The organism is Pseudomonas versuta (assembly GCF_001294575.1).
Classification (GTDB): Bacteria; Pseudomonadota; Gammaproteobacteria; order Pseudomonadales; family Pseudomonadaceae; genus Aquipseudomonas; species Aquipseudomonas versuta.
Map to the genome: position 1 here is coordinate 819,259 of NZ_CP012676.1, position 16,434 is coordinate 835,692.

The 16,434-nt window shown below is 59.0% G+C and carries 17 protein-coding genes and 1 tRNA gene; 11 read left to right on the top strand and 7 right to left on the bottom strand.

Going from position 1 to position 16,434, the window contains the following annotated elements; translation table 11 throughout:
* Positions 1-149: 149 nt before the first annotated feature.
* On the bottom strand, positions 150-713 hold the full coding sequence (locus AOC04_RS03815; RefSeq protein ID WP_060691223.1) for a chalcone isomerase family protein: 564 nt from the start codon (positions 711-713) through the stop codon (positions 150-152).
* A gap of 304 nt (positions 714-1,017) precedes the next feature.
* Here AOC04_RS03815 and sthA point away from each other — a divergent pair, with 304 nt between their 5' ends.
* A complete protein-coding gene (gene sthA, locus AOC04_RS03820) occupies positions 1,018-2,412 on the top strand; it encodes a Si-specific NAD(P)(+) transhydrogenase (RefSeq protein WP_060691224.1) in 1,395 nt (464 codons plus the stop codon).
* 42 nt (positions 2,413-2,454) lie between these two features.
* Here the strand turns inward: sthA and AOC04_RS03825 are convergent, their stop codons facing one another.
* Both AOC04_RS03825 and AOC04_RS03830 read right to left on the bottom strand, forming a co-directional pair.
* Positions 2,455-3,177, bottom strand: coding sequence for a glycerophosphodiester phosphodiesterase (locus AOC04_RS03825; RefSeq protein WP_060691225.1), 723 nt, complete (start codon positions 3,175-3,177; stop codon positions 2,455-2,457).
* Between the two features lie 31 nt (positions 3,178-3,208).
* Positions 3,209-3,793 (bottom strand): PilZ domain-containing protein, encoded by a 585-nt coding sequence (locus AOC04_RS03830; RefSeq protein WP_060691226.1) that lies wholly within the window; start codon positions 3,791-3,793, stop codon positions 3,209-3,211.
* 94 nt (positions 3,794-3,887) lie between these two features.
* Here AOC04_RS03830 and AOC04_RS03835 point away from each other — a divergent pair, with 94 nt between their 5' ends.
* The 3 genes from AOC04_RS03835 (at position 3,888) to AOC04_RS03845 (ending at position 7,135) form a co-directional block, all read left to right on the top strand.
* The gene (locus tag AOC04_RS03835; protein ID WP_060691227.1) at positions 3,888-5,138 is read left to right on the top strand and encodes a lipoprotein-releasing ABC transporter permease subunit; all 1,251 of its coding nucleotides are present in this window, start codon (positions 3,888-3,890) and stop codon (positions 5,136-5,138) included.
* Positions 5,139-5,145: 7 nt separating this feature from the next.
* Complete coding sequence (gene lolD / locus AOC04_RS03840) at positions 5,146-5,829, top strand: lipoprotein-releasing ABC transporter ATP-binding protein LolD (protein WP_165439647.1); 684 nt, start codon at positions 5,146-5,148, stop codon at positions 5,827-5,829.
* Positions 5,830-5,890: 61 nt separating this feature from the next.
* On the top strand, positions 5,891-7,135 hold the full coding sequence (locus tag AOC04_RS03845; protein WP_060691228.1) for a lipoprotein-releasing ABC transporter permease subunit: 1,245 nt from the start codon (positions 5,891-5,893) through the stop codon (positions 7,133-7,135).
* Between the two features lie 207 nt (positions 7,136-7,342).
* Here AOC04_RS03845 and AOC04_RS03850 read toward each other — a convergent pair whose 3' ends face one another.
* Entirely contained in the window at positions 7,343-8,701 is a 1,359-nt protein-coding gene (locus AOC04_RS03850; protein WP_060691229.1) for a heavy metal sensor histidine kinase, read from the bottom strand.
* Positions 8,698-9,378, bottom strand: a complete 681-nt coding sequence (locus AOC04_RS03855) for a heavy metal response regulator transcription factor (RefSeq protein ID WP_060691230.1) — start codon at positions 9,376-9,378, stop codon at positions 8,698-8,700. The genes AOC04_RS03850 and AOC04_RS03855 overlap by 4 nt, the downstream gene beginning before the upstream one ends.
* A 149-nt stretch (positions 9,379-9,527) precedes the next feature.
* On the opposite strand from AOC04_RS03855, the gene copI reads away from it, so the two are divergent.
* Together copI and queF are read left to right on the top strand one after the other, a co-directional pair.
* Positions 9,528-10,040, top strand: coding sequence for a copper-resistant cuproprotein CopI (gene copI, locus AOC04_RS03860; protein WP_060691231.1), 513 nt, complete (start codon positions 9,528-9,530; stop codon positions 10,038-10,040).
* A gap of 81 nt (positions 10,041-10,121) precedes the next feature.
* Complete coding sequence (gene queF, locus AOC04_RS03865; protein WP_060691232.1) at positions 10,122-10,952, top strand: NADPH-dependent 7-cyano-7-deazaguanine reductase QueF; 831 nt, start codon at positions 10,122-10,124, stop codon at positions 10,950-10,952.
* An 86-nt stretch (positions 10,953-11,038) separates the two neighbouring features.
* Here queF and AOC04_RS03870 read toward each other — a convergent pair whose 3' ends face one another.
* A complete protein-coding gene (locus tag AOC04_RS03870; RefSeq protein ID WP_060691233.1) occupies positions 11,039-11,512 on the bottom strand; it encodes a peroxiredoxin in 474 nt (157 codons plus the stop codon).
* 13 nt (positions 11,513-11,525) lie between these two features.
* On the bottom strand, positions 11,526-12,086 hold the full coding sequence (locus tag AOC04_RS03875) for a glycine cleavage system transcriptional repressor (RefSeq protein WP_060691234.1): 561 nt from the start codon (positions 12,084-12,086) through the stop codon (positions 11,526-11,528).
* Positions 12,087-12,412: 326 nt separating this feature from the next.
* Here AOC04_RS03875 and dapA point away from each other — a divergent pair, with 326 nt between their 5' ends.
* The 5 genes from dapA to AOC04_RS03900 all read left to right on the top strand — a co-directional run bounded on the left by dapA (position 12,413) and on the right by AOC04_RS03900 (position 16,112).
* Positions 12,413-13,291, top strand: a complete 879-nt coding sequence (dapA, locus tag AOC04_RS03880) for a 4-hydroxy-tetrahydrodipicolinate synthase (protein WP_060691235.1) — start codon at positions 12,413-12,415, stop codon at positions 13,289-13,291.
* Positions 13,292-13,308: 17 nt separating this feature from the next.
* Positions 13,309-14,424, top strand: coding sequence for an outer membrane protein assembly factor BamC (bamC, locus tag AOC04_RS03885; RefSeq protein WP_060691236.1), 1,116 nt, complete (start codon positions 13,309-13,311; stop codon positions 14,422-14,424).
* A gap of 4 nt (positions 14,425-14,428) precedes the next feature.
* Positions 14,429-15,187: an MBL fold metallo-hydrolase gene (locus AOC04_RS03890; protein WP_060691237.1), complete on the top strand. Its 759-nt coding sequence runs from the start codon at positions 14,429-14,431 to the stop codon at positions 15,185-15,187.
* A 28-nt stretch (positions 15,188-15,215) separates the two neighbouring features.
* On the top strand, positions 15,216-15,929 hold the full coding sequence (purC, locus tag AOC04_RS03895) for a phosphoribosylaminoimidazolesuccinocarboxamide synthase (RefSeq protein WP_003446678.1): 714 nt from the start codon (positions 15,216-15,218) through the stop codon (positions 15,927-15,929).
* A gap of 93 nt (positions 15,930-16,022) precedes the next feature.
* Positions 16,023-16,112, top strand: a tRNA-Ser gene (locus AOC04_RS03900).
* Positions 16,113-16,434: the final 322 nt, after the last annotated feature.

A 16,434-nucleotide genomic window follows, 5' to 3' on the forward strand; every position in this document is an offset into this window, starting at 1 on the left:
ATCACCCGCTGTTATCTGTTTTATGCGTAATCCATGTTTTCTTACTCGTCCACACTGCAAGATCAAGGCGTACGCCGTTGTCCAAAACAGTTTTGTAACGATATGTGTATCCGTCTGTGTAGGCAACTGCTGTTGGAACTACAGGAGGCTCAGGGGATTTGTGCCAGCAGGCTCTGGCGCAGCTTTTCAGGCAGTCCGTCAGGGCTGAGCCAGATGCCCAGATAGGCCTTTGCCAATTCCGGGTCCTGGCTGTTGAAGATGACTTTGCCATTGCATTCAAGGTTCAGGCCCCGTTGCGGGTCATAGTCCAGGGCGTAGCGATCACCGCGTTTGATATCGCCAAAGCTGGCTTGCAGCTGTTTCAGCGGTTTTTCCAGGCGGGCAAGGACGGCCGCCGGCTGCTGGCGTTTGAGGATGGTGGCAGAGGCTCGGGTTACATCCTTGTGATCAAGATCGCGCAGATAGAACAGTTCCAGGCGCAGGTCGCGCTGTTCATTGAACGCCTGTTGCGGGCTGAGACCGGGCCGGGTGAACAGTGCTGCAGCGTAAATGTCGGCCCAAAGATACGTCAGCACGATCTGGCCTCTGCGCTCCATGATGTGTGAGCCGTCTTGCCACTGCGCGGGAAAGTTGGCTTCTTTGAGCCGCGCGGGTTCATCAGCCAGGGCGCCGGCGCTACAAGACAGCAGAAGAACGATCAACAACTGGCGCATGCAGGCGATCCTGATCGATGTGTTGCTAAAGGTTATGCCAGTTTTGCGAAAGCATGACGAAGATCTCAGCAGGAGCGCGCTTGCTCGCGAGCATTTGACCTTAATAGCTCGCTCCTGCAGGGCGCGCGCGTCTGAACGATGACAGGCTGACAAAAATTGTTTTCGACCAGACCAAGGGTTAATGTTCGCGGCGTTCAGGCTTCTATAGACTGTGCCCACGTTTTGATCCTTCATGGCGCTGGCCGCGACATGATTTAGCCGCAGGTGCCCAAATGGGTGCTGCGGCCTGTTCTGAGGAGTACGCATGGCTGTCTACAACTACGACGTAGTGGTACTGGGTTCCGGCCCGGCAGGAGAAGGTGCGGCAATGAACGCCGCAAAAGCAGGGCGCAAAGTGGCAATGGTCGATAGCCGGCGCCAGGTGGGCGGCAACTGCACGCACTTGGGCACTATCCCATCCAAAGCCTTGCGTCACTCGGTTCGCCAGATCATGCAGTTCAACACCAACCCGATGTTCCGGGCCATTGGTGAGCCGCGCTGGTTCTCGTTTCCGGACGTGCTCAAAAGCGCCGAAAGAGTCATCTCCAAGCAAGTGGCTTCGCGCACCGGTTTCTATGCGCGCAACCGCGTCGACCTGTTCTTCGGCACCGGCAGCTTCACCGATGAGCAAACCATTGAAGTGGTCTGCAGCAACGGTGTCGTTGAAACCCTGATGGCCAAGCAAATCATTATCGCCACCGGCTCGCGTCCTTATCGCCCGGCCGATATCGATTTCACTCATTCGCGTATCTACGATAGCGACACCATCCTGAGCCTGGGTCATACCCCGCGTAAGCTGATTGTGTATGGCGCCGGGGTGATCGGCTGCGAATACGCCTCGATCTTCAGCGGTCTTGGGGTGTTGATCGAGCTGGTGGACAACCGCGAGCAATTACTGAGCTTCCTCGATTCCGAGATCTCGCAGGCGCTGAGCTATCACTTCAGCAACAACAACATCACGGTTCGCCACAACGAAGAATATGAACGGGTAGAAGGCGTCGAAAACGGCGTGATTCTGCACCTCAAGTCCGGCAAGAAGATCAAGGCTGACGCCTTGCTCTGGTGTAACGGCCGTACCGGCAACACCGATCTGTTGGGTCTGGAAAACATCGGGATCAAGGTCAATGGCCGCGGCCAGATCAGCGTTGATGAAAACTACCGCACCAGCGTGCCGAATATCTATGGCGCGGGCGATGTGATCGGCTGGCCAAGCCTGGCCAGTGCTGCGCATGACCAGGGCCGTTCGGCCGCAGGCAGCATTGTGGATAACGGCAGCTGGCGTTTCGTGAACGATGTGCCAACCGGCATTTACACGATTCCGGAGATCAGCTCGATCGGCAAGAACGAGCAGGAACTGACCCTGGCCAAAGTGCCGTATGAAGTGGGCAAGGCGTTCTTCAAGAGCATGGCGCGGGCACAGATTGCCGGTGAGCCCCAGGGCATGCTGAAAATCCTGTTCCACCGTGAAACCCTGCAAGTGCTGGGTGTTCACTGTTTCGGCTACCAGGCATCAGAGATCGTGCACATCGGTCAGGCGATCATGAACCAGCCGGGTGATCTCAATACCCTGAAGTACTTCGTGAACACCACGTTCAACTACCCGACCATGGCCGAAGCCTATCGGGTAGCCGCTTACGATGGTCTTAACCGGCTTTTTTGAGCGGCTCCGGCCGGTGGCCTGAGCCGGCCGGGGAGACCGATTTCAGCTTTTCCCGAGGGTGGCAATGGCCAAACCGGGAAAGTCTGTAATCAGGCTATCTACGCCGAAGTCGGCGAGCCTGCGCATCAGCGCGGGTTCGTTGACTGTCCACACCGACACATGCAAACCCTGGCGCTGGGCTTTTTCAAGGCGCTCGGGGGTGCAGAGTGTCCAGTTCAGCGCCAGCATTTCACAGCCATAACTTTGCGCGACCTTGATCGGGTCGAGCCAGGCGTATTCGGCTACCAGTCCGCGGGACAGGTCCGGGGTCAGCTCCAGTGCGGCCTTGAGTACTTCACGCGAGCTTGAGGTGACGGTGACCTTGTCCATGATGCCGTGGCGCACCGCCATTTCTCGAATGGCCAGTACGGTGCTTGCAGCCCGGGTGCGGGATGCGCTTTTGACTTCCAGCTGCCAGTGCTCGAAGTTGCATTTCTCGAACAGCTCTTCAAGACGCGGGATAGGGCATGGCTGCATCCAGCCGGGGCCGCCTTTGCGTGCGTCATAGGTCACAAGATCGGCGGCGGTGTGCTCGATGACTTTGCCGCGCCGGTCGGTGGTGCGCTTGAGGGTGGGGTCGTGGATCACCATCAGCTCGCCGTCTCTGGACAGGTGCAGGTCAAGTTCACAACGACGCACGCCATGCTTGAGGCATTGCTCAAAGCTGGCAAGTGTGTTTTCCGGTGCTTCGCCTTTGGCGCCGCGATGGCCATAAATCAGGGTCACAGTTGCTCCTTAATAGGTAGTGCCCGAGTAGTCACTCGGGCACGGATTCGTTTTGTTCGCGGGCCAGGCGGCGTGCCTGCGCCTGTTTTTGCAAAATGTAGCGCGCCAGCAACTGACGTTGGGTGTCGTTAAGGGATTCAAATTCGGTATCGATGGTGTAACCGCCGTCCTGCCCGTGGCACCTTACGACTCGGGCACGCAGCAGCAACCCAAGGGCCTGGGGCATCAGTACCATTTTCACCGAAAGGTGGCTGTCGACCGCGCAGGCATGGGGGTGGTGGAACTCGATGCCACCTTCGGACAGCGTCACCGGTTGAAGCTCGCCGATCTTGCCCAGCACTGTCTGTGCAACGATCTGGCTGAGCAGGTCGACACGTTTGTTCAGGGTTTTAAGGTAGCTGGATACGCTACGGTCACGCTCGCTGATCTGGCGCAGCTGGTGCTGAGACTCGAATTCGCTCAGGTGCAGTTCACTGAGTAAATTGAACAGTGGGGATGCATCCTGCAACACTTTGCTGCTCGCGGCCTCGGAGGCCGACAGCGGGGTTATTTCCAGTGCGATCAGATCCTCGATACGGTAGTATTCGCGGCGATCTGCGTCATTTAATGTCGACATGGCGAACCCATGATGGCGGCTGTGGTCTGAGTGTAAAGCTGCTTATCAGGCCCCGCCACAAGGACGTCTTCTTTTCCCTCGAACAAGCCCCGACATGTTCAGACCTCTCTTCGTATTTATCGGCACGCGTTATACCCGTGCAAAGCGTCGCAATCATTTTGTGTCGTTCATATCGCTGACATCCATGATCGGCCTTGCCCTTGGCGTGGTCGTAATGATTGTGGTGCTCTCGGTGATGAACGGCTTCGATCATGAGATGCGCACCCGCGTGCTGGGCATGGTGCCCCACGCGACTATCGTCGGCGATCAACCGATCAGCGACTGGCAAAGCCTGGCCGACAAAGTCCGGCAGAACCCCAAGGTGGAGGCGGTAGCGCCGTTCACCCAGATGCAGGGGCTGCTGACCCATGACGGCAATGTGCAGAAAGTAATGCTCAATGCCATCGACCCGGTGCAGGAACGCAAGGTCTCGATCATTGACAAGTTCATGCTCGAGGGGCAACTCAACTCGCTGACCCCCGGCAGCTTCGGCATCATCATTGGTGACAAGGCGGCCAAGAAGCTTGGGGTTGCCATCGGTGACAAGCTGACCTTTGTCGCGCCGGAAGTCACTGTGACCCCGGCCGGGATGTTCCCGCGCATGAAGCGTTTCACTGTGCAGGGCATCTTCCATGTCGGCGCGGGTGAGATTGATGGCTACCTGGGCGTGACCAACCTGCAGGATCTGGCGCGTCTGCAGCGCTGGAAGCCTGATCAGGTGCAGGGGTTGCGTCTCAAGTTTGACGACCTGTTCCAGGCGCCGCGTACGGCATGGGAAATCGCCCAGCAGCTGGGCGAGAGTCAGTACTACGCCCGTGACTGGACTCGCACCCATGGCAATTTGTATCAGGCGATCCGCATGGAAAAAGCCATGATCGGTTTGCTGTTGTTGCTGATCGTTGCCGTGGCGGCCTTCAACATCATTTCCACGCTGGTGATGGTGGTTAATGACAAGAAGGGCGACATCGCGATTTTGCGCACCCTGGGCGCTACGCCGGGCACCATCATGGCCATCTTTATGGTCCAGGGCACCGTTATCGGTGTGGTCGGGACAGCCATTGGCGCAGTGCTCGGCATGTTGGCGGCACTCAATGTGAGCGCCGCGATCTCGGCCCTTGAAGGCTTGATCGGGCACAAGTTTCTCAACGCCGACGTGTACTTCATTGACTACCTGCCGTCGCAATTGCAGGCGCAGGATGTGTTGATGGTGTGCGGCGCGGCATTGGTTCTGAGTTTCCTCGCGACCTTGTACCCGGCCTGGCGTGCTGCGCGCACCCAGCCTGCGCAGGCGCTTCGTTATGAGTGAGTTGGGCATGAAAGAACAAGCAGTGTTGAGTTGCCGCGACCTGGGCAAGTCCTACGAGGAAGGCCCGGAGTCGGTCGTGGTGTTGTCCGGCCTGCAGCTGGAGCTGCACCCGGGCGAGCGCGTGGCGATTGTCGGGACCTCGGGTTCGGGCAAAAGTACCTTGCTCAATTTGCTCGGCGGCCTCGACACCCCGTCTTCGGGCAGCGTCTGGCTGGCGGGCGAAGAGCTGTCGGCGCTGGGCGAAAAGGCCCGTGGCCTGCTGCGCAACCGCTCGCTGGGCTTCGTTTACCAGTTTCACCATTTGCTGGCCGAATTCACCGCGCTGGAAAACGTCTGCATGCCATTGCTGATCGGTAAAACCCCGATCCCTGAGGCGCGCGAACGTGCGACCGCGCTGCTGACCCGGGTGGGTCTGGGCCATCGCCTGGAGCACAAGCCGGCAGAACTGTCGGGTGGCGAGCGCCAGCGCGTGGCGATTGCCCGTGCACTGGTCAACAATCCGGGGCTGGTGATGCTTGATGAGCCCACCGGCAACCTCGATTCGCACACTGCCCAGGGCATTCAGGACTTGATGCTGGAACTCAGCACTTCGATGCGCACGGCGTTCCTGGTGGTGACCCACGACATGAACCTGGCCCGCCAGATGGATCGCGTGTTGCACCTTCAGGAAGGTCGTCTGAGCGCGATGTAATCGGCCAAGCCCGGCGCCGCATTCCGGTGCCGGGTCTTTTATTTTTCTACGGTGCCCGCGAATGTTCAGACCGTTATCGATTTTTATCGGCACGCGCTATACCCGCGCCAAGCGCCGCAATCGTTTTGTTTCGTTTATCTCCATGACTTCGATGATCGGCCTCGCCCTGGGCGTGCTGGCAATGATCGTGGTGTTGTCAGTGATGAACGGTTTTCAGCGTGAAATGAGCAACCGCATTCTCGGTATGGTGCCGCACGCGACCATCGTCGGGGTCAAGCCCATCGATGACTGGCGCCCGGTGGCCGAAGCGGCGATGAAGAATCCTGAGGTCACGGCTGCTGTGCCGTTTACCGAGATGGATGGCATGTTGTCCTACAAGGGCTCGATGCAGCCGATTCAGATCAGCGGCGTCGATCCGGCGCTGGAAGGCCAGGTTTCGATCGTTGCCCAGCACATCGTGCAGGGCAAACTCGAAGACCTGAAGCCCGGCGAGTTTGGCGTGGTGCTGGGTGACATTACCGCGCGCCGTTTTCGCCTGGGTGTTGGTGACAAGATCACCCTGATCGTGCCGGAGGCCAGCACCGCGCCGGGGGGGATTACCCCGCGCCTGCAGCGCTTGAATGTGGTCGGTATCTTCAAGGTCGGGGCGGAACTGGACGGCTCCATGGGCCTGATCCACGTGGCCGATGCCGCGGCCATGCAGCACTGGGAGCCGAACCAGGTGCAAAGCGTGCGTCTGGCGGTCAAGGACCTGTACGCGGCGCCACAAGTGTCGAAACAGGTTGCGACCAGCCTGGGTGCCGGGTACACGGCGGATGACTGGACCCACACCCAGGGCAGCCTGTTCAGTGCCATGAAAATGGAAAAAACCATGATCGGCCTGTTGCTGCTGATGATCGTGGCCGTGGCGGCATTCAACATCATCGCCACCTTGATCATGGTGGTGAACGACAAGGGGGCGGACATCGCCATCTTGCGCACGATTGGCGCCACGCCGCGTCAGATCATGGCGATCTTCATGGTCCAGGGCACGGTTATCGGCATTGTCGGCACTCTGATCGGTGGCGTGCTGGGCATAGTCGCAGCGTTGAACGTCAGCGAGCTGGTGGGCTGGATGGAGCGGATTTCCGGGCAGCACATTTTCAGTTCCGACGTGTACTTCGTCAGCAACCTGCCGTCGGAGCTGCAAGGAGGCGATGTAGCCTTGATCTGCGGCGCAGGCTTTTTGCTGAGCTTTCTGGCGACGCTATACCCGGCGTACCGCGCGGCGAAAATCCAGCCGGCCCATGCGCTGCGCTACTCCTGACCGCCCCTGACCCTGTCGGAGCGAGCTTGCTCGCGAGCTCTTCCTGGCGTGCTGAAAAGCTCGCGAGACAAGCTCGCTCCTACAGTACGTGTGGCTGCTCAATTTCCAGCCGTGTCGCGCGGCGAAAATCCAGCCGGCCCATGCGCTGCGCTATTCTTGACCGCCCCTGACCCTGTTGGAGCGAGCTTGCCTCGCGAGCTCTTCGTGTCATGTGCGGGACGGTAGTTCAATCACAAACCGTGTCATGCCATCTTGCGATTCGCACCTGATCTGCCCGCCATGGGCGCGAATGATCGACTGGGTGATGGCCAGTCCCAGCCCCGCATGCTCGCTGCTGCCTTCACGCCGCGCCGGATCGGCACGGTAAAAACGATCAAACAGGCGCGGTAGCAATTGAGCAGCGATTCCCGCTCCGGTGTTTGCGATGCTGATGCGCACGTGGCTCGCCGTTTCTTCGATAAGTACCTTGATGGCTCCACCACCCGGCGTGAAACGCAAGGCGTTATCCAGCAGGTTGGAAAGCGCACGGCGCAACATGCTGCGATCGCCTGCAATCTGTCCGCTACCTTCGCGGGTCAAGGCTATCTGCGAGTCCTCGGCCAGCAGTGCATAAAACTCCAGTAGAGCGTCTACCTCGCGGCCCAGATCCAGCGGCTCGCGACGGGGAGTGAGCAGGCCATGATCGGCCTTGGCCAGATACAGCATGTCGTTGACCAGTTGCGCCATCCACTGCAGTTCCTCGAGGTTGCTGTGCAGGGTCTCGCGGTAGTCATCAATGCTCCGCGGTCGGGTCAGGGTGACCTGGGTGTGCGTCAGCAGGTTCGACAGCGGAGTCCGTAACTCATGCGCAATATCCGCGGAGAACGCGGACAACCGCTGAAATGAGTCATCCAGCCGTTCCAGCATGGCGTTGAAGGCACTGGCCAGTTCTGCCAGTTCGGCGGGCATTTGTTGCTGGGGCAGCCGCGCGTTGAGCGAGTCGGCCGAGACGCTGGCTGCAATCGCGCTCATGCGCCGCAACGGGCGCAAGCCGCTACGGGCGGCCCAAGCTCCCAGAATGGCGGTGGCCAGTGCTGAGAGGCCGACAGTCATCCAGATCAGGCGCTGCATGCGCTGCAGAAAGTGCTGGTGGTGGGTAATGTCCAGTAACAGTGTCAGGCGCGGGGTGTTTTGCGTGTCAGAACTCGGGTTCAGTACCCGGTAATCAATCCCGTTTATTTGCAGGCTGCCAAGACCGGGGCTTACAGGAAGCTGCGGCGGCAAGCCCGGCGAGCTGTCAAACCACAGGTGTCCGTCCGGGCCGCGTACCCGCACTGTCAGATCAGGCTGCTGGCCGAGGTGCTGGCGCAGTGCGGGCAGTCGCTGAGTGAAGCGCTCCAGGGTGTTGGCACCTTGCAGCGTATCGCGCAGTACGCTGAGGCGGCTTTCCATCAGTTGTTGGTCGAGCTCTACGAAATGCACCTCGCTGGCGCGCCCGAACAGCACCCCTGCAAACAGTGAAACCACGGCAGTGCAGCCGGCAAACAACAGCGCCAGACGGCTGCTCAGGGACAGGCGAGGTCTCAAGATGCACGCTCTTCCAGGACGTAACCCATGCCGCGTACGGTATGGATCAGTTTGTGTTCATGGCTGTCGTCGATTTTCAGGCGCAGACGGCGTATCGCCACTTCAATCACGTTGGTGTCGCTGTCGAAGTTCATGTCCCATACCTGTGAGGCGATCAGGGATTTTGGCAACACTTCACCCTGGCGGCGCAGCAGCAACTCCAGCAGGGCGAACTCTTTGGCGGTGAGGTCGATGCGCTGGCCATTGCGCTCGACCCGGCGCCGGATCAGGTCCAGGCGCAGGTCGGCCAGTTGCAGGTGGGTCTCCTGGGCGCTGCTGCTGCCGCGACGCAGCAAACTGCGTACCCGGGCCAGCAGCTCGGAAAAGGCAAAGGGTTTGACCAGATAGTCGTCTGCCCCCAGCTCCAGGCCGTGCACACGGTCTTCGACGGCATCGCGGGCGGTCAGGAACAGCACCGGCATATCCAGCCCCGCTTTGCGCACGGCTTGCAGGATTTGCCAGCCATCGCGGCCCGGCAGCATCACATCAAGAATCAGCAATGAGTAGTCGCCGGTCAGTGCCAGGTGCTGGCCGGTTATTCCGTCGGCGGCCAGCTCGGTGGTAAATCCGGCTTCGCTAAGGCCCTGGCGCAGGTACTGGCCGGTTTTGGCCTGGTCTTCGACTATCAGCAATTTCATGGTTGGCTCATCACAAAAATATCCTCAGCCTTATACATTGGCCCTCGGCGGGTAGGGTCAAGCTGACAAAGTTGTAATCTTACGGTCAGTTGAATGCCAGCGGCGGGGTTTTAAAGTCGGTGAGAATTTGCACATTCTTTGGAGCCAGTATGACTGCGCGTAACCGTTTGGCCCTCGCGGGTTTTTTATTGATGCTCAGCGTTCCGGCCATGGCGTCGCCTGCCGGCCATTTGGATTTTGGTCAGCCGGCACCTGCGGCCAGTGCCACGCGCACCGTTGAGGTCGAGATGACCGATATTGCGTTCACCCCCAAGTCACTGGAGGTCAAGGCCGGGGAGACCGTGCGTTTCGTGCTGGTCAACAAGGGCCAGCTGCTGCACGAATTCAATTTGGGTAATGCGGCCATGCACGCTGCGCATCAGAAAGAAATGCTCGAAATGCAGCAAAGCGGCATGCTCACGCCGACCGGGATGAGTCATGCCGGCATGGATCACGGTTCCATGGGCATGCAGCACGAGGACCCCAACAGTGTGTTGGTCGAGCCGGGTAAAACCGCTGAGTTGACCTGGACCTTCACCCGGGCCGATAACCTGGAGTTTGCCTGCAATGTGCCCGGTCATTACCAGGCGGGAATGGTCGGAAAGGTCAAAGTCAGCCCTTAAACCGTCCTGATCGTCTGCTGGCGCTGAAAGCCTGGCGTAAACCCGATAGAATTGCCGGGTTTTTCTAGCCAGGTTTTTGTCATGCATCCCGCAGCCGAACATTCGCCGCTGGGCAAGTCCAGTGAATACATTAGTACCTACACCCCGTCCCTGCTGTTCCCGATCCCGCGTGCGGCGAAATGGGCCGAGCTGGGCTTGAGCGCCGAGACGCTGCCTTATGTCGGGGTGGACTTCTGGAACTGCTTCGAACTCTCGTGGTTATTGCCATCGGGCAAGCCGGTGGTGGCCATTGGCGAGTTCTGCTTCGCCGCCGATTCGCCGAACATCGTTGAGTCCAAATCCTTCAAGCTGTACCTGAACTCGCTCAATCAGACCGTTTTCGCCGACACACAAAGCCTCGAACAGACATTGCAGGCCGACTTGTCTGCAGCATCAGGCAAGCCTGTCAGCGTGCGCGTGCGCAGCCTGGACGAGGTTCAGGCTGATGGCACTGGTGTGTTGCCCGGTGTGTGCATCGATGATCTGGATATCACGGTCAGCGATTACCAGCAGCCGCGCCCTGAATTGCTCAAGTGCGATGAATCGCGGGTGATCGAGGAAAGCGTCTATAGCCACTTGCTCAAATCCAACTGCCCGGTGACCAGTCAGCCTGACTGGGGCACGGTCGTGGTCGAGTACCGTGGTGCGGCGCTGGATCACGCCAGCTTGCTGGCCTATCTGGTGAGCTTCCGCCAGCACTCGGACTTCCATGAGCAATGTGTGGAGCGGATTTTTCTCGACTTGCAGCGCTTGCTCAAGCCGGAAAAATTGACTGTGTATGCGCGCTATGTGCGTCGTGGCGGGCTGGACATCAACCCGTACCGCAGCACCGAAACGGTCGAGTTCCAGAATGTGCGGCTGGTGCGTCAGTAAAGTCCTGTGACCCTGTAGCAGCGAGCTTGCTCGCGAGCTTTTGATCTTTTAAAAGATCGCGAGGCAAGCTCGCTCCTACAGAAGCATCAGGCGTTATTCAGTGCCCTGGCCTGTTCCAGTACTGCTTCAACATGGCCCGGCACCTTTACGCCGCGCCATTCGTGACGCAACACGCCGTTCTTGTCGATCAGGAACGTGCTGCGGTCCACGCCCATGTATTCCTTGCCGTACAGCTTTTTCAGCTTGATCACGTCAAACAGCTGGCACAGGGCTTCGTCCTTGTCGCTCAGCAACTCGAACGGGAAACCCTGCTTGGCCTTGAAGTTCTCATGGGACTTGAGGCTGTCGCGCGACACACCGAATACTTCGGTGTTGGCCGCCTGAAACTCGGCGTAGTGGTCGCGAAAGCCCTGGCCTTCAGTGGTGCAGCCCGGCGTGCTGTCCTTGGGGTAAAAGTAAATCACCACCTGCTTGCCTTTGAGTGCCGCCAAGCTGACGGTTTGCTCACTGGTAGCCGGGATCTGGAAGTCGCCTACGGGTTGGTCAATTGCAACGGCCATGGGGGGAGCTTCCTTACATTGGGTTTTGTGGGCGCCACGGTTCGATCAGCGCATCAAGGTTCAGTGCGTCGGCGAAGTCCAGGAACTGGTCACGCAACCAGCTGATCTGGATGCCGGCCGGCAGGGTCACGGTGAAAGTGGCGTTGAGCATGGTGCCGCCGGTCTGCGGGGCCTGATAGGTGTCGCAGGTCAGGTTTTCAAGCTCGACATTGTGGTCCATGAAGAACTGGCACAACTCGTTGATGATGTCCGAGCGGTAGGCCGAGCTGACATAAGCCACGTATGGCAGCGCCTGAGGACGGTTTTCAAGGGCCGCACTGCGCACCACATTGACGCTGAAGGCGTGCTTTTTGGCCAGAGAGGGCAGGCCGGCTTCAAGACGGGCCAGCGCGTCCCAGCTGCCAGTGATTTCCAGAACCAGCGCGCTGCATTCGCCGTGGCGAGTGAGCCGGGAGGTTACGACGGCGCAGCGATTTTCATGGCTGGCGCGGCACAGGACGTTAGTCAGCTCCATTGGGTTGGCGCCAAGGGCACTGATGACAAGGAATTGTTCGCGGACTGTGGGGGTGGACATGCAGCCTTCCTAAAACGATGAGCGGTCAGTACGTTCGACGGGTGCGTCCCGGCTTGTCAGGTCTTCTACAAATGCCGAGGCCCGCAAATACGCCGCTACAGCCCGTTTGCAAACGCTGCAAACGGGCCCTGGCGGCGTTTGGGATGGGCTTTTGGCGCTGGATAAAGACCCGTGAAACAGCCTTGCGCACTCATCAGTACCAATCAAAGGCTGAAGGGTAGCGAAAAGCAGCGCGAAGGGGAATGCTCATCGGGCGCGCTGTTGCTTGTGCAAGGGTCATGGCGCCAGTACCATTACGGCTCTCTTTTTCCGGCAGGAGCGGTTGCATGATTGCGGGCAGTATGGTGGCACTGGTCACACCTATGGATGCACAAGGTCGTCTTGACTGGGACGCCCTGAGCAAACTGGTGGACTTTCACCTGCAAGAGGGCACCAACGCCATTGTTGCCGTTGGCACCACAGGTGAATCGGCAACTCTTGATGTGAATGAACACATCGAAGTGATCCGTCACGTGGTCAAACAGGTGGCAGGACGTATTCCGGTAATTGCCGGTACGGGCGCCAACTCGACGCGTGAAGCGATCGAACTGACCACCAACGCGAAGGCCGCCGGCGCTGATGCGTGCCTGCTGGTCACGCCGTATTACAACAAGCCGACCCAGGAAGGGCTGTACCAGCACTTCAAGGCTATCGCCGAAGCGGTCGACATCCCGCAGATCCTTTACAACGTTCCGGGTCGTACTGCCTGCGACATGCTGCCTGCCACGGTTGTACGCCTGTCGACAGTGCCGAACATCATCGGCATCAAGGAAGCCACCGGCGACTTGTCCCGAGTCACGGCGATCCTGGCCGGTGTCAGCGACGACTTCCTGGTGTACTCCGGTGATGACGCCACCGCAGTCGAGCTGATCCTGCTCGGCGGCAAGGGCAATATCTCGGTGACCGCCAACGTTGCCCCGCGTGCCATGAGCGAACTCTGTGCTGCTGCGATGAAGGGTGATGCTGTCACCGCTCGCGCGATTCACGAAAAGCTGATGCCGCTCAATAAAACCCTGTTTATCGAATCCAACCCTATCCCCGTGAAATGGGCGCTGCATGAGATGGGCATGATGCCGGACGGTATCCGTCTGCCGCTCACCTGGCTCAGCGAACCCTGCCACGAACCGCTGCGTCAGGCCCTGCGCCAGTCCGGTGTTTTGGTTTAATTGAGGAAGCATTACGCATGAAGCGATTGGCCGGACTTTCCGCACTAGCCGTGATTATTTCGAGCACCAGCGGCTGCGGTTGGCTGTGGGGTCCAGACGGGTACTTCCGGGACCGTGGCAGCGATTATCTGGAGGCGCAACAAACCGCCCCAATGAAGTTGCCGCCGGGTGTCCAGACTGACAAACGCCTTGTGCCGCTGTTGCCGATCCCGAGCAACGTGCCCGATGACAACGTCAAGGGCGAGTTCCAGGTTCCGCGTCCGCTGCCATTGGCAACGGTTGCCAGCGCCAGCGACTACACCTTGCAAAGAAACGGCGACAGCCGTTGGGTGATGGCGCAGCACGTACCGTCAGAAGTCTGGCCGGTAGCGATGCAGTTCTTCCAGGACAACGGCTTCCGTATCGATGAGCAGCGCCCGCAAACCGGCGAGTTCACCACCACCTGGCAGCGCGCTGACGAACTGTCCGCACCAATGGCCCGCCACATCGGCACCAGTGGCCTGGCAGCTGACAGCGAAACCCGTTTACGGGTTCGCATCGAGCCGGGTGTACAGCGCAACACCAGCGAAATTTATGTGGTGAGCGCCAACCGTCCGGCCGGTAGCACCGCCAACGTCGACTTTGGCCAGACTTCGGTCAACACCGGCCTGGATGCTGCTCTGGTAGACGAAATGCTGATCAGCATGAGCCGCAGCGCCGAGAAGGGCGGTTCGGTTTCGTTACTCGCAGCCCGTGATTTCGACACCCCGGCTCGCGTCAGCCTGAGCGAAGACGGCAGCGGCAACCCGGTATTGAGCCTGACCGAAGACCTCGATCGTGCCTGGTCCGGCGTAGGTCGCGCACTTGAGCAGGGCGAGTGGCGGGTTGAAGACATCAACCGCACCTTGGGTCTGTACTACATCAACCTGGCCGAAAAAGCCGAGAAGAAGGACGAGAAACCTGGTTTCCTGTCCAGCCTTTTCGGCGGCAAACCGGCCAAGGAAGAAGTGGAAGCCCGCGCCCAGCGCTATCAGGTACGCCTGAGCAAGGTCGGGGACAGCGTGCAAGTGACTGTCGAAGAAAACATCAACAAGGTTGCACCGCCAGAAGTGGCGCGCAAAGTGTTGGGCGTCATTCAAGACAACCTGGGCTGACCCTATGCGTTTTGCCGTTCTCGGCAGTGGTAGCCAAGGGAATGGCACGCTGATAGCCAGCGACAGCACCTATGTACTGGTCGATTGCGGTTTCTCGTTAAGGGAAACCGAGCGTCGTCTGGTTCGTTTGGGCATCAGCCCGCACCAGCTGAGCGCGATCCTGGTGACCCACGAACATGCCGATCACGTGCATGGCGTGGGTTTGCTGTCCCGGCGCTACAATGTGCCGGTGTACATGAGTCGTGGCACACAGCGCGGGATGCGCAAACCGCTTGAACCTGCCGGTTTCGTGGCAGGTGGCGAGACGTTGCAGATCGGTGCGTTGACTATCAGTGTGACTCTTGTCGCCCATGATGCTCAGGAACCCACCCAATACGTATTCAGTGACGGTAAGCGGCGTTTTGGCCTGCTGACCGATCTGGGGTCCTATTGTGCGGGTGTACTGGACAGCTATAGCGGCCTGGACGCGTTGATGATCGAGGCCAACCATTGCCGTGACATGCTTGCCCGTGGTCACTATCCCGCCTTCCTCAAGCGGCGGGTAGGTGGTCAGGAAGGACATTTGAACAACCACCAGGCCGCAAGCCTGGTGGCCGAGTTGGGCTGGCAACACCTGCAACACCTGGTACTGGCCCACCTCAGCAGCAAGAACAACCTGCCGCAGCTGGCCCGGCAATGTTTTGTCGACACCCTCGGGTGCGACCCGGACTGGCTGCAACTGGCCGATCAAGATTCAGGGCTCGACTGGCGCACAATCGCCTAGCCCACCTACTTAGCATGCGGAGCCCATCATGGAAAAACGTGAAGAACTCTATCGCGGTAAAGCGAAATCGGTTTACACAACTGACGACGCAAACCGCTTGATCCTGTTGTTTCGCAACGACACCTCAGCGTTCGACGGCAAGCGCATCGAACAGCTGGACCGCAAAGGCATGGTCAACAACAAGTTCAACGCCTTCATCATGCAGAAACTCGAAGAAGCCGGCGTGCCGACCCAATTCGACAAACTGCTGGGCGATAACGAATGCCTGGTCAAAAAACTCGACATGATCCCGGTCGAGTGCGTTGTGCGTAACTACGCTGCCGGCAGCCTGGTCAAGCGTCTGGGTGTGGAAGAGGGCATGAAGCTCAACCCTTACACCTTTGAACTGTTTCTCAAGGACGACGCCAAGGGTGACCCGTTCATCAACGAATCCCACGTCGTGGCGTTCGGTTGGGGCACTGCCGAGCAACTGGTTCGCATGAAAGAACTGTCGCTCAAGGTCAACGAAGTGCTGAACAAGCTGTTCGACGACGCTGGCCTGCTGCTGGTGGACTTCAAACTCGAGTTCGGCGTATTCCACGATGGCAGTATCGTTCTGGGCGACGAATTCAGCCCGGACGGCTGCCGTCTGTGGGACAAGGCCACTGGCAAGAAGATGGACAAGGACCGCTTTCGTCAGGGCCTGGGCGACGTTATCGAAGCCTACGAAGAAGTTGCACAGCGTCTCGGCGTACCGCTTTAAACTGTAAAGGCGCGCAAGCAACTGATAGCACGCGATTTTTTTTGAAATAAGGCTTTGCCAGAATCAAAAACCGCTGTTATGATGCGCGCCGTTGGAGAGATGCCAGAGTGGCCGAATGGGACGGATTCGAAATCCGTTGTACTGGCGACAGTACCTAGGGTTCGAATCCCTATCTCTCCGCCATTATTGAATAAGACGAAGCCCCTGAAATGGTCAAACATTTCAGGGGCTTTTTCGTTGTGCCTGGGAATCGCCGGCAGGCCGGCTCCCACAGTAGGGGCAAGCGTGCTGGCGATGCCTGAGCTCGGTCCCCAGCTCCCTGTAGGAGCCAGCTTGCTGGCCGAGCCACTGACGCCTTAAAAATCTCGCCCAGGCAGTCATATGGCGCAGAGGGGGTATCTGAATCAAAGCGCACCTTCTTCTTCCAGTTTTTCATGTAACTCCAGCGAGTCTCAGCTGTGCACGCAATGTCCTCGGCGCTCAAATAATTTGTCGGAAAAGTGCT

What these genes read in the sequence shown, in the direction of transcription:
- AOC04_RS03815 (WP_060691223.1), bottom strand. Translation starts at nt 713, where the DNA reads ATGCGCCAGTTGTTGATCGTTCTTCTGCTGTCTTGTAGCGCCGGCGCC.
- sthA (WP_060691224.1), top strand. Translation starts at nt 1,018, where the DNA reads ATGGCTGTCTACAACTACGACGTAGTGGTACTGGGTTCCGGCCCGGCA.
- AOC04_RS03830 (WP_060691226.1), bottom strand. Translation starts at nt 3,793, where the DNA reads ATGTCGACATTAAATGACGCAGATCGCCGCGAATACTACCGTATCGAG.
- AOC04_RS03835 (WP_060691227.1), top strand. Translation starts at nt 3,888, where the DNA reads ATGTTCAGACCTCTCTTCGTATTTATCGGCACGCGTTATACCCGTGCA.
- lolD (WP_165439647.1), top strand. Translation starts at nt 5,146, where the DNA reads ATGAAAGAACAAGCAGTGTTGAGTTGCCGCGACCTGGGCAAGTCCTAC.
- AOC04_RS03845 (WP_060691228.1), top strand. Translation starts at nt 5,891, where the DNA reads ATGTTCAGACCGTTATCGATTTTTATCGGCACGCGCTATACCCGCGCC.
- AOC04_RS03855 (WP_060691230.1), bottom strand. Translation starts at nt 9,378, where the DNA reads ATGAAATTGCTGATAGTCGAAGACCAGGCCAAAACCGGCCAGTACCTG.
- copI (WP_060691231.1), top strand. Translation starts at nt 9,528, where the DNA reads ATGACTGCGCGTAACCGTTTGGCCCTCGCGGGTTTTTTATTGATGCTC.
- queF (WP_060691232.1), top strand. Translation starts at nt 10,122, where the DNA reads ATGCATCCCGCAGCCGAACATTCGCCGCTGGGCAAGTCCAGTGAATAC.
- AOC04_RS03870 (WP_060691233.1), bottom strand. Translation starts at nt 11,512, where the DNA reads ATGGCCGTTGCAATTGACCAACCCGTAGGCGACTTCCAGATCCCGGCT.
- AOC04_RS03875 (WP_060691234.1), bottom strand. Translation starts at nt 12,086, where the DNA reads ATGTCCACCCCCACAGTCCGCGAACAATTCCTTGTCATCAGTGCCCTT.
- dapA (WP_060691235.1), top strand. Translation starts at nt 12,413, where the DNA reads ATGATTGCGGGCAGTATGGTGGCACTGGTCACACCTATGGATGCACAA.
- bamC (WP_060691236.1), top strand. Translation starts at nt 13,309, where the DNA reads ATGAAGCGATTGGCCGGACTTTCCGCACTAGCCGTGATTATTTCGAGC.
- AOC04_RS03890 (WP_060691237.1), top strand. Translation starts at nt 14,429, where the DNA reads ATGCGTTTTGCCGTTCTCGGCAGTGGTAGCCAAGGGAATGGCACGCTG.
- purC (WP_003446678.1), top strand. Translation starts at nt 15,216, where the DNA reads ATGGAAAAACGTGAAGAACTCTATCGCGGTAAAGCGAAATCGGTTTAC.